The 16,238-nt window shown below is 58.9% G+C and carries 14 protein-coding genes and 1 pseudogene; 6 read left to right on the top strand and 9 right to left on the bottom strand.

All coding sequences use genetic code 11. The features are described 5' to 3' along the window. Window positions 1-211: 211 nt before the first annotated feature. The 3 genes from AC13FW_RS09440 to AC13FW_RS09430 are packed head-to-tail and all read left to right on the top strand — an operon-like array spanning window position 212 to window position 3,341. A complete protein-coding gene (locus AC13FW_RS09440) occupies window positions 212-1,087 on the top strand; it encodes a glycosyltransferase family 2 protein (protein WP_296247017.1) in 876 nt (291 codons plus the stop codon). Beyond that, window positions 1,084-2,334 carry a glycosyltransferase gene (locus tag AC13FW_RS09435; RefSeq protein ID WP_296247019.1) on the top strand — a complete coding sequence of 417 codons (1,251 nt, stop codon included), beginning with the start codon at window positions 1,084-1,086 and terminating at the stop codon, window positions 2,332-2,334. Before AC13FW_RS09440 ends, AC13FW_RS09435 begins: the two co-directional genes overlap by 4 nt. Further along, window positions 2,331-3,341, top strand: a complete 1,011-nt coding sequence (locus tag AC13FW_RS09430; RefSeq protein WP_296247020.1) for a glycosyltransferase family 4 protein — start codon at window positions 2,331-2,333, stop codon at window positions 3,339-3,341. The genes AC13FW_RS09435 and AC13FW_RS09430 overlap by 4 nt, the downstream gene beginning before the upstream one ends. Here the strand turns inward: AC13FW_RS09430 and AC13FW_RS09425 are convergent. The 9 genes and pseudogenes from AC13FW_RS09425 to AC13FW_RS09385 form a co-directional block, all read right to left on the bottom strand. After that, the gene (locus AC13FW_RS09425) at window positions 3,319-4,755 is read right to left on the bottom strand and encodes a hypothetical protein (protein ID WP_482988887.1); all 1,437 of its coding nucleotides are present in this window, start codon (window positions 4,753-4,755) and stop codon (window positions 3,319-3,321) included. The genes AC13FW_RS09430 and AC13FW_RS09425 overlap by 23 nt on opposite strands. Window positions 4,756-4,779: 24 nt before the next feature. Further along, window positions 4,780-5,385 (bottom strand): NTP transferase domain-containing protein, encoded by a 606-nt coding sequence (locus tag AC13FW_RS09420; RefSeq protein ID WP_482988886.1) that lies wholly within the window; start codon window positions 5,383-5,385, stop codon window positions 4,780-4,782. A 50-nt stretch (window positions 5,386-5,435) separates the two neighbouring features. Then, entirely contained in the window at window positions 5,436-6,041 is a 606-nt protein-coding gene (locus AC13FW_RS09415; protein WP_296247026.1) for an HAD-IB family phosphatase, read from the bottom strand. Then, window positions 6,038-6,706, bottom strand: coding sequence for a class I SAM-dependent methyltransferase (locus AC13FW_RS09410; RefSeq protein ID WP_296247028.1), 669 nt, complete (start codon window positions 6,704-6,706; stop codon window positions 6,038-6,040). The genes AC13FW_RS09415 and AC13FW_RS09410 overlap by 4 nt, the downstream gene beginning before the upstream one ends. A 103-nt stretch (window positions 6,707-6,809) precedes the next feature. After that, a complete protein-coding gene (locus tag AC13FW_RS09405) occupies window positions 6,810-8,033 on the bottom strand; it encodes a lipopolysaccharide biosynthesis protein (RefSeq protein ID WP_482988885.1) in 1,224 nt (407 codons plus the stop codon). Window positions 8,034-8,125: 92 nt separating this feature from the next. Further along, the gene (locus AC13FW_RS09400) at window positions 8,126-10,075 is read right to left on the bottom strand and encodes an acyltransferase family protein (protein ID WP_482988884.1); all 1,950 of its coding nucleotides are present in this window, start codon (window positions 10,073-10,075) and stop codon (window positions 8,126-8,128) included. Between the two features lie 48 nt (window positions 10,076-10,123). Then, entirely contained in the window at window positions 10,124-12,025 is a 1,902-nt protein-coding gene (locus AC13FW_RS09395; RefSeq protein ID WP_482988883.1) for a hypothetical protein, read from the bottom strand. Between the two features lie 102 nt (window positions 12,026-12,127). Then, the gene (locus AC13FW_RS09390; RefSeq protein ID WP_482988882.1) at window positions 12,128-12,436 is read right to left on the bottom strand and encodes a prepilin-type N-terminal cleavage/methylation domain-containing protein; all 309 of its coding nucleotides are present in this window, start codon (window positions 12,434-12,436) and stop codon (window positions 12,128-12,130) included. Between the two features lie 343 nt (window positions 12,437-12,779). Then, window positions 12,780-12,879: pseudogene (locus tag AC13FW_RS09385) on the bottom strand (prepilin-type N-terminal cleavage/methylation domain-containing protein); the annotation flags it as partial. Window positions 12,880-13,370: 491 nt separating this feature from the next. Between AC13FW_RS09385 and AC13FW_RS09380 the strand changes: the two are divergent. The 3 genes from AC13FW_RS09380 to coaE are packed head-to-tail and all read left to right on the top strand — an operon-like array spanning window position 13,371 to window position 16,175. Further along, entirely contained in the window at window positions 13,371-14,630 is a 1,260-nt protein-coding gene (locus tag AC13FW_RS09380) for a type II secretion system F family protein (protein WP_296247036.1), read from the top strand. A 7-nt stretch (window positions 14,631-14,637) separates the two neighbouring features. Beyond that, on the top strand, window positions 14,638-15,504 hold the full coding sequence (locus tag AC13FW_RS09375) for a prepilin peptidase (RefSeq protein WP_282267225.1): 867 nt from the start codon (window positions 14,638-14,640) through the stop codon (window positions 15,502-15,504). A 56-nt stretch (window positions 15,505-15,560) separates the two neighbouring features. Continuing rightward, window positions 15,561-16,175, top strand: coding sequence for a dephospho-CoA kinase (gene coaE / locus AC13FW_RS09370; RefSeq protein ID WP_482988881.1), 615 nt, complete (start codon window positions 15,561-15,563; stop codon window positions 16,173-16,175). Window positions 16,176-16,238: the final 63 nt, after the last annotated feature.

Raw genomic sequence — 16,238 nt, 5'->3', positions numbered from 1 at the left:
GCCGATGTATCCCGCCCACCACAAATCAGAACCTGCACTGCCTCTCCCAGGGCGGTCACCCTTATCAAACCAACCCGCAGCGCCAAACCCACGCCATAGCGGACCAACAGGCCAATTGTACGCACCCCCATGCCCCAACCCCGGCCGAAGCCACACCACGCGGCACGAACCCGGCTACTATGGCCGTGGGGAGAACTACCGGTAAACAATCGTGCAAGAACTGAGCATCATCCTGCCTGCCAAGAACGAGGCCGAGGGGCTGAAACGCACCTTGCCTGACTTGCGAGCGGCGTATCCAGCGGCGGAGATCATCGTGGTGAATGATGGCTCGACCGACGCTACTGCCAGCATCGCGGCAGAACTGGGGGCCAACGTACTCAGCAGCCCTTACTCGATGGGCAATGGTGCCGCCATCAAACGTGGCGCACGCGCCGCACGCGGCAGAATCCTGGTATTCATGGACGCGGACGGCCAACACCGTGCGGAGCATATCCAGCAATTGCTGGCAAAGCTGGACGACGGCTACGACATGGTGGTGGGCGCCCGCGACAGCACCGGCCAGGCCAATCGCCACCGCGGTTTGGCCAACGCGTTCTATAACAAGCTTGCCAGTCACATGACAGGCCACAAGATCCTCGACCTGACCTCGGGTTTTCGCGCGGCAAGAGCCGACCGGTTCCGCGAGTTCCTGCACCTGCTGCCCAATGGCTTCAGCTACCCGACCACCAGCACCATGGCATTCTTCCGCAGCGCCTACCCTGTCGCCTACGTGCCGATTCCAGTCGCCAAGCGGATGGGTAATGGCAGCCATATTCGCCCGATCAAGGATGGCATCCGGTTCCTGTTGATCATTTTCAAGATCGCAACGCTTTATTCGCCAATGAAGTTGTTTGGACCGATTGCCACCGGCTTCTTCCTTACAGGCCTGGGCTACTACGGCTATACCTTCGCCACCATGCACCGGCTCACAAACATGAGCACGCTGCTGTTCAGCGCGGCTGTCATCATTTTCCTGATCGGCCTGATTTCCGAGCAGATCACCGGCTTGACCTATCTGGCGGCCCGAGACGGGCGCGACCATAAATGAGACCGCCGGTTGCCAATGACGCAGCCGAACCACGTCCCCGCCTACTGGTACTGGCATCCACCTATCCGCGCTGGCGGGCCGACCATGAACCTGGTTTCGTGCACGAACTCAGCCGGCGGCTAAGCGTGCAGTTCGATGTGACTGTGCTATGTCCACACGCCCCTGGTGCCCAGCTACGCGAGCACATGGACGGCGTTGAAATCGTCCGTTACCGGTATGCACCCGCCCGACTGGAACTACTGGTCAACAACGGGGGCATCGTTGGCAACTTGCGTCACCGCCCATGGACCATACTGCTGCTTCCAGGGTTTGTGCTTGGCCAGCTCTGGTCGCTGTATCGCCTGCTGAAAAGCGTGCGCCCCGACGCACTCCATGCCCACTGGATTCTTCCGCAGGCGATGACGGTCGCCTTGCTGCAATGCATTGGCATCCGTACACCACCTACGCTGGTTACTTCGCATGGTGCCGACTTGTTCGCGCTACGCGGAAGGCTGCCGACATGGCTGAAGCGAATCACGTTGCGTCGTATACAAGCCTACTCGGTAGTTAGCAGTGCAATGATTGAACCGATTGCAACCCTCGGGGTGGATCCACGGAATGTTCTGGTGGCACCCATGGGTGTAGATCTCCAGCGACGTTTCACACCATGCATGAAAACTCAACGCAACGCGGGGAGACTGCTGTTTGTTGGTCGTTTGGTCGAGAAAAAAGGCCTCGTTCATTTGATTGACGCTCTACCGATGGTACTGGAACAGCATCCAGGCACGACGCTCGAGGTAGTGGGTTTCGGCCCGGAACTGGAACGGTGCAAGAAGCAGGTCGAAAGCTTGGGGCTGCAGGAGAAAGTGCGTTTCCTCGGCGCCATGTCGCAAGAAGCACTGCCCGATATGTACCGGCGCTGCTCAATGCTGGTCACACCTTTCGTGCAAGCCGGCTCTGGCGACCAGGAAGGACTGGGATTGGTCATGGTTGAGGCACTCGGTTGCGGTTGCCCCGTCGTAACCACCCGCCTGCCGGCTATTCGCGAACTGCAGGAAGGCCAATGGCCTCGTTATCTGGCTGAGCCAGGCGACCCCAACTCACTGGCACGCGAGATCAATGCGCTCTTGGATAATCCAGCAGCCGGCCAGGCGTGGGTCGAGCAGCTTCGCCATTCGCTGCTGCGGCGCTTCGACAATCAAGCAGTAGCACAGGGTTACGCGGACCACCTATCAAGCTTGATAGCCACAAATAGAACCACGCGATGAAGATCTGGTTACCTGCGATCCGCACTGGCAGCGGTACGGATGTTTTCACCATGCGTCTCGCCGATGCGCTGACCTCGCGCGGACATGAAGCAGTCCCCCAGTTCTTCGCGCATCGTTATGAACTCTGGCCAGGACTACTGGCCCAGGTCTCACCGCCGCCAGGAACAGATCTGATTCACGGTAACAGCTGGTCCGCTTATGCATTCAAACGCAAGGAACTCCCATTACTGGTCACCGAGCACCACTACATCGCGGATCAGGCATTCACACCATTGCGCGGGACGCTGCAGCGCATATATCACCGTAGCCTGATCCAGAGGTATGTGAGCGCCTCCTATCGAAGCGCTGATACGCTGATCGCTGTCAGCCGCCATACCGCAAAGGCCATGGAGGGTGACCTGAAACACCCTGTCGCGCATATTCACAACTGGGTTGATCTCGAGAAATTCCGCCCAATCCCTGGCCTGCGACCGACTGACAGCTCCATACGTTGCCTATTCGTAGGAAATCCGTCCGCTCGCAAAGGCAGCGACCTTCTCCCGGAACTAGCCAAACGGTTGGGGGCCGGATACGAAATCCTATGCCTGGGTGGTCTACGCAAAAGCGGGCGGCCCGCGCCCGGGCTAATCCAGCTTCCCCGTCATCCACCGGATGAAATGCCGGAGCTCTATAACTCGGTCGACATAGTGCTCGTTCCGACTCGTTACGAGGCCTTCGGCTATGTCGCCTTGGAGGCTATGGCTTGCGGCCTGCCAGTGGTCGGTTTCGACAGCTCAGGCACCGCCGAAATATGCGGCCATGGCGATACAGCGTTGCTTGGACCCGTTGACGATGTGGGCACCATGGTCAGGAACATCCAACTGCTTGGACAAAATCCTGAGCTCAGACATACACTCGGCACAAACGGCAGAATTCGTGCAGAAACCCGATTCAACGAGGTTGCTGCCGTCACCCGCTACCTGGATGCGTATGACCAAATCGTATCTAGATCCCGCGCAGGCGACTGATCGCAGCCATCAGTGCCGGACGTTGCTTGATGGTCTCGCCAACCCAGGTACGCATCCAGTTGAGCCGCCGTCGCAGCAACTTTCTGCAGCGACTCTGCGCCTGCTTTTCAGCTCGAATCTGCCGTAACCCGACCATCAACTTACTCAAGACCGGGGGCATCACGATGGCCGCGCCATCTCGCAACGGTGGCGCAATCGGTCGAGCCTCACCACATTCACTTCCATGCTCTGATAGCGCGTGCTTAGCACTTCTGGCGGTTGAAGACGTATCTGGACGATCACTGACAATTGCCTCGCATACTCGTTGACCGCTGCACCCATCAGCCAAAGGAAGAAATCTTGCACGCAATTCCGCGAGATGCTTGGCATTCACTGGTCCCTGTACCACCGTATCCAGAAAGTGGCACAAGGCTGCCATGTCACTCGCGTAACCACTGGCTTGGACCAATGCTCGAGCCTCCTCATTGAGCGCTTCACCCTCTGCATTGAGCAGCGTCAACTGCGGGCGTTGGACAGCCAGATAGTCAAACAAAAACGAACCTGCGTCACTCAGCAGGGCATCCGAGCAGAGGAACGACTGCAGATGGCTTGGCGCCTCGTCGAGAACCACCCCGATTTCATGCAACTCCGCACGCAACTGCGGCAACTCCTCCCAACAGATCAACTGCTGCTCCACCAACGCAGGAAAGAGACCAGGATGAGGTCGCCAGACGAGACACAGCCTTTCACGATTCCGCGCGAATAATTCAAAAACCTCAGGCCCAAGGAGATCAAAAGTCGAGAAATTGGCCGACTGCGAATAGCGATGCCCGAAGCTGAAATGGCTATTCCAAAGTATGGCGACCCGGCCGCCGATCCGAGCACTCAATTCAGTTGCATCAATCGTCTTGAATGCCTGCAGCAACGCATCAAAGCGTGGGTGACCCAACACCTGCACATGGGCATCACCACGCGGGCAATACCGTGCATACATGGCTTTCTCACCCGGTGACCTGGCGACCACCAGATCAGCACCAACCTGCAATGGCTGGGCGAACTGCAGCCTTAGGTTCTTTGCACCAGCCCCGACCGTAAGTCCGTAGGGAATATATACGACCTTGCCTACCTTGCGGCGCACCTGCGCGAACCAAAACGCTTCGGGACGTTCGCGATCGTAAGGATGAGTGAAGATCGCAACATCAAACTCACCACTCTCCAGCTCCCCGCCCGGCTCCCATTCAACAAAGGGGACATCGTGATGAACCAGAAGCTCACGATGCAGCACCGCGCGCTCCGCACTCATGCGCACATCGCGTATGTTATAGGGCAGTAACAAGACGGCTGGACTGAACCGATCGTCCGAAACCATTTTCGCCCATACCGAGGCCACGTTGTCCCACGCCTCGGGGCGCTGTAACAGAAGCACAACTTTCAATGCAGACGACGCCTGAGCCACTCGTCAGGCCTCTTCGCCGAAGCCCGCGATACCAGCTCGAGCCAGTGCCAGGTCTTCCGGGGTATCCACCTCGAATAGTGTCAACGGATAAGCAGCGGCTGGCAAATGCGGCTCAATGCACTCATAGACATATTGTGTGCCTGATACCAACAGCGAGGGGAATCCCACGAACACATTCGCCCATTCCCATTCCGTGACAGGCTCTCGATGAAAAGCCGTCACCTTGTCGACCTTCATGGCATGCTCACCAGCCGAATCAACGTCGACGAAAACCGCCTGGGTACTCTTGGCCTTCGTTACGCCAATCAACAGCGGCACTGCTTCAGCTGCGCGCACGAAGTCACGCAACGAGGCAGGATCAATAATCAAATCACCATCCAGATAAAGCACCCGCTGGTGCATCCCGATCGAGCCAAGGCGGATGCTGTGGGCAGTATTTGTACTCCGGTAATCAGGATTCCGCACCAAAACCACATCACGATGATGCCGCGTGCAGTGCTCGATGATCATCTCCTCCCGGTACCCCACAACCACATGGATGCGCGGAACCAAGGGCTGCAACGCATGAATCAAGCGTGACAGCAAGGTCACACCGTCGATCTCTATCATGCATTTTGGCATGCCCATACCCAAACGCGAGCCCAAGCCCGCGCAGGCTATTACAGCTCCTTCAATAGTTTGCATAGGCTACCTGCATCATTTACAACCAAATGGGCGGCATCGATAGTCGCAGCAGCCGGCGCATGAACGCCGCCGTATGCGATACCGATGTCTGCCTCGCGCAACATCGCCACGTCGTTCGCCCCATCCCCTATTGCAACAACGCTGTCGAATGCCCCCTCACGCCGAAGGGCGCGGATTGCATGATCCTTGGAAAGGATCGAAACCAACTGCACTCCTGCAGGGGCCAGCGTGGCTTTCGAGCTGAACAGGCGACAGCCAAGCCGCCGCACGAGCGGCGCAATCCAAAGATCGAGATTACCTGTTACCACGAAACACGCGTCAGCGCGCTCGCGGACAAATTCTTCCAATTCCGATGACAAAGGAATTGCTTCTATGATTTCGTGAACACGCGCCAACGGCACCTGCCCGAGAATGAGCGTTCGCAGACGCATCGAATCTTCGAAAGGCACATGGCCATCCATGGTCAAGCGAGTCAAAGTCGCGATCTCGCCGGAAATCCCCAGCTCAGCAGCGATACACGGCAGTATCTCCGTCGCAGTGAGCGTTCCATCCAGATCAAAACAAAAAGCGGTCCTGCTCATGCCCGCTCCAAGACGAACCAGCATTGGCGAGTTTCGGCACGGTTATTCAGCGCATCCTCCGCATACACATCCCCTTGATCGACCAGGCGATAACCAGCCGCCAGCAACGTAGGCCCGATCAACGCAAGCAACTCTGGGACGCTGCGATAGACCGCATGATAGTCGTGTTCCAACTCGTTCGAATAATGTCCCACCAATGTCAATCGTTCATCAACTGCGATCGGCTCACGCAACAACAGCAGGGCGCGAGGCGCACTCACCTCCGCAATAGCCGCGAAAAGCGAGCTGACTTGCGCATCATTGAGGTACATGCAGATGCCCGCACATAGAAACCTATCAAAACCACTTTCACCCAGTGCAGCCGCAGACAACTGGTCTGCACGCAGCAAGCTGAAGCGACAATGCTTGTCACCTAGATGCTGCACTCGAGCATGCTCAAGCAGCCCCTCGGTAGCGTCGACACCGTGATAGCGTGCCAACCTGGGCGCAAGCCTCCGGCTCCAACGCCCCGTACCACATCCAACATCCAGCAATGCCTGACTACCATCCAGGCGCAACAAGGGCAGAAGGCGAGCCACTTCAGCGGCATCACGGCGTTCAGCCAGATCCCCCTGCTTGTCCTGGTAGATTACGGCCTTGGTTGGGCCGACCTCAGCCAGACGCATGGCTCGATCCTGGAAGAAAGCTGCAACCGCTTCCGGATCTATGTCTGGTGGCGAATTGCAGCCCAGCGCTGTTTTTATCCTAGCCAAAAACCTTCCCCAAGTATCAATCGCGGACCGGTTGCCACAGTGCAAACCACAGTGCGGCAACAAGCACAAGATAGGTAGAACCGACCGCCAGAATTGCCCCGCCCCCCCCAAAGGCAGGCACCCACATTCCCATCAACAGCAACATCAGCAGCAATGCCACGAGCTGGATTCCAATCCGTACGCGCTTTCGCCCGCGTGCCATCAACATGGTACAGCCAAGCGTCGCCAAGCCAAGCAATGCCGGCAACGCGCAATTCAGCCGAGCAAGCTCTGCCGCTTGTCCAAATGCGGGACCAAACAACCAGGGCAGCGCAAATGAAAGCCCCCAAGCCAACGGAATGCTGACCACCCCTAATCCAAGCCCAGCAAAGGCAAGTGCCCGCAGGAAGCGCATCTGCTCAGCGGCAGCGCCCAACCGGCGAAACAACTTTGGTGCAGCGGAGATCGCCAACGACACCGCCGGCAATGCGATAAGTGCCGCCAACCGGTAGGCCGCCGTGTATTGACCTGCCACGTCAGCACCCGCCAAACGATACACCAGCGTCTTGTCAATCGTACCGAGTCCGGTATCAATCACGCGCATGGCAACAAAGCCAGAAGCCTCCATGTACTCGCCACGACCTGCACGCATGGGCATCCAGCCCGGGCGCAACAACGCGGCAACCGCGAGTAGCGAGAACAGCGCTGCGCCCCCGGCCAAAACAACATGCCAATGCAGATAGGACGCCAAGTTCACAGGGTTGGCAGCAAGCAGGCAAAGGACCAGGGCCAGACCGTTACCCAGCGGAGCCAACGCATACATGGCGCCAGCCCAACCCATACGTTCGTGCGCCTGGAACGCGTAACTTGCCAGGGTCGTCAACGGCACCAGCAGCAGTTCAGGTAGAGCTATCGCCAGCAGGGTCATCCAATGCAATGAAGTGTCAAGCCAACTGACCGCCAAGCCGACATACACAGCGCTCAACAACAACGCACTAGTCACCAGCCGCCAGAGCGCCTTGCGCCAACGCGGCACAAACGCGCCTGCGTCACGGGAAGCCTCCTGCAGCATGAGCAGCCCAAAGCCCACGCCACTGAGCGCCCCCAGGGCGGTCGCCAAGCCAGCGTGGCCCGCGAAGGTGCCGTAACCATTGAGCCCCAGGACGCGAGCCAAACCGATCGCCCACGCCGCCTGCAGCCCTGCTCTCAGAGCCTGCCAGGAGACCATCAACAACGTATTGCGAGCCAGCGGTGAAGCCATCGTCTCAAAGCTCTTCGATAACAGGGCGAATCCAAGGCTGCATCAGCACTTATAGCTCATCCCGAAAACAACGTCTGGGGATACCGCACGCGCTACTGATCCAGTTCCACTGCCAACGCAGGTGCCAGCGATGCCACGAAACTAGCAGTAAGGTGGCGTTCGTCACGATAAATTGGAGTGCCGCTGCGCTCCGCCGCACAGATACCCCCAGGACAGACCGCACTGGTCATGTCCACGACGCGCACATTATCGAAGTCCGAGGCCGCCATCTGTATAGAGCGGAAGACGATATCGGAACCTGAATCTTGCGCAGACGTCGTGCAGCTTGTGTGGACCAGTTGCTCCCACAGCCAGCCGCGAGGCACCAGGCAATCGGGACCGTCGAACGGCAGCATGGGGGTGCCGCGCAGGATATGAACCCGACCTGCTGCAGGGGCGAGACGATGCAGGACGCGTGCAGTTCCATCCCGCCATAGCGCGGGACTGAAATCGTAGGTCTGGGTCGAGCCGATGATCACCCTGTCGGGCGCGATCTCCGCAATGCGGGCCATCGCAGCCTCGCGCCAACGGGCACATTCGGTGTACTCACGGCCGATGCGCGCATAGAAGATGGGGGCGTCCACAATCGGGCAGGAGGACTTGGTCATCACCACGACCCGCCATTGCGTGGGATCAAAGATCTTCTCAATGGCAGGGAACCACTGGAGACCGATGCTATCCCCCAGCACAACCACAGTGCGCGACGCCTGACGATTACCGAACTCACAGGGCAGCAACACGTCGCTGCGGAACCACTGGTCGCACTGCTTCCTGTACAACGCGGGCACATCCATGCGCGCCTGCAAGATCCGTTGGTAGGCCGGCCGGGACAGTGCCTGCTGCGCAGTGACCTGCCACTGGAATGATCCGGCAGCAGCCAAAACCATGAGCAGCAGCGCCCCCAGTATTACCCCGCGTGGCGACTGGATGACAGGCACATTGCGCCGGACCGGAGTTTCGACGAATTTCCAGGACAGCCATGCAATCAGCAGCGAACCCAGCACCAGCGCCAGCTGCAGGCCAGGTGAAGGCATGGGCCAGACCAGCCTGCCAAATACAAGCACTGGCCAATGCCAGAGATACCAGGAATACGATACCCGGCCGATGGCGGTCAGTGCCGGATGTGACAGCAAGCGAACAGCGAAGGCCTGCGGCGCGCGCGCGCCCCCAATCAATACCGCCAACGTGAAAATGGACGGCAACAGCGCCAAAGCGCCGGGGTAACGTACATTTCCATCCAACACAATCGAGGTGATCAGGATGCCCACCAGCCCCGCCGCCCCCAGTACGGCCACCCGGGGAGATGCGCCAGGGTTGCCGCTTCTGCTATCCGCAAAATACAGGCCAGCAAGCCCACCAAGCGCAAACTGCCACGCACGCAAGGGCATCAGATAGAAAGCGAGCCGCGGCTCGGCACTTGTAATGAAGAGGCAGCTGGCGAAACTGATGCCCGTCACCAGCCACAGCAACTGGATCACATTGAGACGAGTTGGCGACGCTGACTTGCGCCACGCTCCATAAGCCGCCACCAGCAGCAACGGCCAGACAAGATAGAACTGCTCCTCAACTCCGAGCGACCAGGTATGCAGGAACAGGTTATTGCTGCTATCCGCGTCAAAGTAGTCCAACCGGACAAAGGCGAACAACAGATTGCTGCCCCAAAGTGCGGCTGCAGCGGCAGCAGTCGCCTGGGTCTCCTGCCGCGTAACAGGCACCAGCTGGGTGCCCAGCAGCATGCACAAGCACAACATCAGCAACAAAGCTGGCAACAGGCGGCGGAATCGGCGTGCATAAAAGCGTGCGATGTCCACGCGATTGGTGCGCTCCAACTCTCCCACGAGCAAGCGAGTGATCAGATAACCGGACAGGACGAAGAACACGTCCACCCCGATGAATCCACCGGCCAACCAAGGCACGCCGGCATGCGCGGCCACCACCAGCAGGATCGCGATCGCTCGCAGGCCCTCGATGTCCGGACGGAAGTTCGGGCGATCCGTATCCATGACTGTCACGTTCTCAAAAACCCCATTAGCGGCTGGAACATGCGAATTTCATTGAGTTGGTGCGAACCTGGCCTCCCAAACCTGCTCCACCTTCAATGCCAAATCGGACCGCTGCTTTTCCCTCAGCTCGCTCGCCAGTCGCTGGGGAAAGGGGTCCGCTGGATTCGCCGCATTGAGCGCCACCATGAAGAACGGCATGGCCTGATCCGGCTCATTCAAATCATTCATGATGAAGTAGCCGAGCGCGGCACTGCTAAAGGGCTTAATGGGCGTCCTTTCAGACAGTTCGGAAAATGCCTTGAGCATCTCCTGCTTGTCCAACGGGATGCCTTGTTGCGCATAGTAGGCAAAGATCGTGGGAGCGCGCTGGTTCTCCCAGCCCATGCTGACGTCGCTCAAACGCTGGTGAAACAAATTCCAATCCTGCTGTGAGACATCGCCACGCACGGTCTTGAGCACTATGAGGACGGCTGTGTTGTTGAGTGCGTACGGAGCGGCGACAGCTCCTTTACCGCAGGCATCGATGGCCTCGTCGAGATGAGGATTGGATGCCACCACTTCGCCGCCGGCCTCGAGATAGTTCATGCATAGGCCGTACCACGCACGGGCAGAGTGCGGAGCAAGCTCGGTACTTGCATGCGCAAAACCCATTTTGTCCGCCCAGGTGTGGGCCCGCACAGCTGCGGCACCACCCAGGCCGACCACTATTGCAGTACAGGCAACAGCCTGCACAACCGGCTTGACCCGCAGATGCCGGGCCGCAGTTGCCAGCACACTTCCTATAGCAAGCACCGCCCCTATAAGCGCAAAGCTATTCCGGTGTTCGAACATGAGCTCAAGACCGATCACATTGCTGGTGATCAAATGTGCGCTGAAGAACAGAAAGACTCCCAGCGAAAACAAGGGGCTGCGCGTACGCAGTCGCCATGCCAACACCAACAAAGCAGCCAATAGCAGAATAGCCGGCAAAGTCGTCCAAGGATGCAGCAGGCTACGTGAAGGCTGCAACCAGTCATAATAGAACGGCATATTTGACGGCAGCGGCAGCACGATCTGCCATAAATACATGCACAACACCCTGGCCTGGGTAAGCAGCCGTTCCGGCGTTGAGAAATCACGAGCCGTATAAGCCTGCCAATTCCAGTGATTTGGAACTACCCACAAAACATAGAGCATGGTTCCGGCCAGTACACCAAGCAGATAACCGGAACGTAGACGACGACGCAAACCGGCGTCGGCCGCACCAAAGCGAAGCACAGTGAGCTCGAGCGCCAATGCATATGCAGGGAACAAAACGCTGTCCTCCTTGCACCCCAGCGCAACAACCCAGAACAGCGCCGCCAGCAAAAATCCCGTTCGCCCGGACTTCCCTGCCAACTGAGCCCGCCTTGCCTGCAGATAAGCAAGTACTGCCAGCACAAGGAACAGTGTCCCCATGGTCTGCATGCGCTGCACAACGTACAACACGGAAGAAACCTGCAACGGGTGAAGCGCCCACGCCAAGGCGAGAGCCGGGGCGACCCATCGAACATGTTTTGCGGGCGCACTCGCAGCCTGCAACAGCAACTGGAAGAACCACGCCAACGCGCAGGCGGTCAATGCATGTATGAGGATATTGGTGGCTTTGAAAGTAGCGGGATCAAAGCTGCCAGCCCTCCAATAATCCACCGCGAATGTCAGCGTGGGCAGTACCCGCAAGCTACCTGAGAGCTGTGGAGCCGTTGCAAGCGTGAGCAGTGCATCCGCATCCAATTGCTTCAACTCAAGCATTTTGTTGTTGACGATGTTAGGGACATCATCAAGCACAAAGCTGCCCGGCAGACCTGCAATGAAGGGGAGTGCCGCAAACAGCGCGACGATCAAGCCGAGAAGGAGGCGTCCCGACAAGAGCTGGCGGAGATTCATGAGCATGAGCGCAGTGGTATGTGGAGCTGAGACCGGATTATCCATGATCACTCAGGGATTTCCGCCGCGATACGGCTTTTCGCGATGATCAGGCAAAAGAAAGCTCCTCTTGAGAGGAGCTCCATGCAACGCTCGCGTCTGCTGCACTCAGAGACTGCAGGTGGCCGTGGTGGGGCTGCATGTCGGATCTGCGATGCCAGGCTTTGCGCTGACAAACGTGCCAGATGCGTCGCCCGACTCACAGGCCTTGGGAGTGAACGTCGGCAACGCCACACCGGTAAGTGAAGACGTGACATAGAAGTTCATGAATGCCTTTGCCTCGGCGAGGCACGCATTTTCGGCTGCCTTGACGCGGTAATTGCTGTAGGCCGGCAAGGCAATGGCAGCCAGGATGGCAATGATAGCCACCACGATCATCAGCTCGATCAACGTGAAACCGCGTGCATTGCTACGCATGATAGTGCGCCCCCCTGGGCTGAAATCTTCTTACGCATTGCGACGCAAGGACCGGGCCAAGCACAGCGCCGGTAAAAAAAGCCCCTCATACGAGGGGCTTCTTATGCTAGAAGACAGATGCGTCGTCTAACTTACTGAACCGCACAAGTAGCCGTCGTGCTGCTGCAGTTGGTGTGCGCGACGCCCGGGGACTTCGGGGTGAAGTCGCCGCTCGGCATGTCACCAGATGCACAAGCCTTGTTCTTGGGGTCGGGAATCGTCATCGAAGCAAGCGAAGCCGACAGCCACGAGTTTGCGAAGGCCTTCGCTTCACCCAGGCAGGCGCTTTCAGCCGACTTGATGCGGTAGTTGTTGTAAGCCGGCAGCGCGATGGCGGCCAGGATGGCAATGATCGCAACCACGATCATCAATTCGATCAGGGTAAAGCCCTGCTGCTTCTTCATGAGTACATCCCCTAGAGGTTTGGATTGTGAACATGGTTGCAGACACATGCCTGCTCGCATGGGGTTACAAAGCAGATTGCGTGCCAACTTTCCAACAGCCCCCTGCTCCCCATGGGCAATGATGGCAGCATCGCCGAAGAAAGGAAGCCCCGCGACCGCGATTCAGGAACGGCACCACAAGGTGACCTCTTGCGTCACTTTGTGACGCAATCGCACAACCTCTCCTGTCAAGCGAGGCACCACCTCCTGCTACGGAGGCACCTGAGGCGGCCGCATTGCAGCAAAAACCGGCAAAGGGCCACCACCCGATAGCATCAGAGGAACAACGGCCTCCCCCAGGTAGCGCCCACCGCCAGTTCAACATTCGGCCAGCGGGCTGCAATGTGACCCACCCCTCCAAAAAAGCTTGCCCCCAGACTGTGCCTACAGCCGTTTGACGAGCTACCATGCCGATGTTGTCTGGCCTGGGGATGGCCGGACGGGGAGAAAAAATGGCCGTTACCCGCAACGCGATCAATAAAGAGCCGGCTGGACGCAACACCAGCCAGATGTTGCCGTTCGTCTGGGAGGGAACAGACAAGCGCGGCGTGAAGATGAAGGGCGAGCAGGACGCCAAGAACGCGAACCTGCTTAAGGCCGAGCTGCGCCGCCTGGGTATCACCCCAACCGTGGTCAAGCCCAAGCCCAAGCCGCTGTTCGGGGCCGCAGGCAGCCCCGTCAAACCAAAGGACATTGCGTTCTTCAGCCGCCAGATGGCGACGATGATGAAGTCCGGCGTGCCCATTGTCAGCGCATTGGAGATCATCGGCAGCGGCCACAAGAACCCGCGCATGGCCAAGCTGGTTGGCACGATCCGGGCGGACCTGGAAGGCGGCTCGTCCCTGTACGAAGCCATCAGCAAGCACCCGGTGCAGTTTGATGAGCTGTATCGCAACCTGGTGCGCGCTGGCGAAGGGGCCGGCGTACTGGAAACCGTGCTGGAGACGATCGCCAACTACCAGGAGAACCTGGAGTCCCTGAAAGGCAAGATCAAGAAGGCGCTGTTCTACCCCGCCATGGTGATCGCCGTAGCCCTCCTGGTCAGCTCCGTTCTGCTGTTGTGGGTAGTGCCCCAGTTCGAGGATATCTTCAAGAGCTTCGGCACCGATCTGCCCGTATTCACCCAGATGATCGTGGCGGCGTCCCGCTTCATGGTGAAGTGGTGGTGGGCACTCCTGCTGCTTGTGATCATTGTTGTTGGCGGAACGACCTTCCTTTACAAGCGCTCACCCAAGATGCAGCACACGCTTGATCGCTTGATCCTCAAGGTGCCGGTGATCGGCCAGATCATGCACAACAGCTCCATCGCCCGTTTTGCCCGCACGACTGCCGTTACCTTCAAGGCTGGCGTACCGCTGGTGGAAGCACTGGGCATTGTCGCTGGCGCCACCGGCAACAAGACCTATGAAGAAGCCGTGTTGCGGATGCGTGACGATGTATCGGTCGGCTACCCGGTCAACATGGCGATGAAGCAGGTGAACCTGTTCCCGCACATGGTGGTGCAGATGACAGCCATCGGCGAAGAAGCCGGCGCCCTGGACACGATGCTGTTCAAGGTGGCCGAGTACTTCGAGCAGGAGGTCAACAACTCGGTGGACGCCCTGAGCAGCCTGCTGGAGCCGTTGATCATGGTGTTCATCGGCGTGGTCGTTGGCGGCATGGTCATCGGCATGTACCTGCCAATCTTCAAACTTGCTTCCGTTGTTGGATAATTAGCAAATGGCTTTTCTCGACCAGCATCCCGGCCTCGGCTACCCCGCCGCGGCCGGCCTGGGACTGCTGATCGGCAGCTTCCTCAATGTGGTGATCCTGCGCCTGCCCAAGCGCATGGAGTGGCAGTGGAAGCGCGATGCGCGCGAAATCCTCGAACAGCCTGATATCTATGAGCCGCCACCGCCCGGCATCGTGGTCGAGCCTTCGCACTGCCCGCACTGCAAGCACAAGCTCAGCTGGTACGAGAACATCCCGCTGTTCAGCTGGCTGATCCAACGCGGCAAGTGTCGCCATTGCCAAGCACCCATCTCCATCCAGTACCCGATCGTGGAGCTGGTCACCGCGTTAATGGTACTGGCCAGTGTCTGGCAGTTCGGCTTCGGCTGGCAGGGCTTTGGCGCGATCGTGCTGAGCTGCTTCCTGGTAACACTATCCGGCATCGACCTGCGCACGCAGCTGCTACCCGACCAGCTCACCATTCCATTGATGTGGCTGGGCCTGATCGGCAGCATGGACAACCTCTACATGCCCACCAAGCCAGCACTGATAGGCGCCGCGCTTGGCTACCTGTCGTTGTGGACAGTCTGGTGGCTGTACAAGCAGATTACCGGCAAGGAAGGCATGGGCCATGGCGACTTCAAGTTGCTTGCAGCGCTGGGGGCCTGGTGTGGCCTCAAGGGCATCCTGCCAATCATCTTGTTGTCGTCGCTGGTTGGCGCCATCATTGGCTCGATCTGGCTGTACACGCGCGGTCGCGACCGCGCTACGCCGATCCCGTTCGGCCCCTATCTGGCCATCGCGGGCTGGCTGGTCTTCATGTGGGGCGACCAGATGATCGGCGGATACATGCGCCTGGCTGGGCTACAGCAATAAGCAGGCACAAGCGACAATGGCCCCCTCAAGGGCCATTGTCGTTTTGGAGTCATTGCATGAGCAGCTTCATCGTTGGACTGACCGGCGGCATCGCCTCGGGCAAGAGTGAAGTCAGCCGGCGTTTCGAGGCCCTGGGCATTACCGTGGCGGATGCGGATATCGCAGCGCGAGAGGTTGTTGCAGTTGGCAGCCCGGGTCTTGCGGCGATTGGCGAGCTGTTTGGTAGCGAGGTCCTGCAGGCCGATGGCAGCCTGGACCGGGCTTACCTACGTCAACGCGTGTTCGCCAACCCCGACGAACGCCGCGCGCTTGAAGCCATCACCCACCCCGCCATCCGCGCCCGTGTACGCGGCATCTGCGAAGCAGCCGCCAGCCCCTATGCGATTGCGGCCATTCCACTACTCACTGAAGCCGGCGGGCGGGCGACCTACCCTTGGCTGCAACGTGTTCTGGTAGTGGACGCACCTGAAGAAGTACAGCACGCGCGCCTGCTTAGTCGCGACAACATCGATGCCGCACTGGCCGAGCGCATGATCCAGGCCCAGGCCAGCCGCGCGCAGCGCTTGGCCCTGGCTGATGATGTGATCGTCAACGATGGACATCCGGATGCGTTGCAGGCACATATCGAAGCACTGGACGCGCGCTATCGGCAGCTTGCCGCGGCAGGGTGATGATTCAAACCAACTGTGGAGCGAGCCACCGCTCTACGTAGCTGATGCTGTTCACTTCGGCGC

The organism is Stenotrophomonas sp. 21LCFQ19, assembly GCF_056861425.1.
This window is presented reverse-complemented; position numbering and strand designations above follow the sequence as displayed.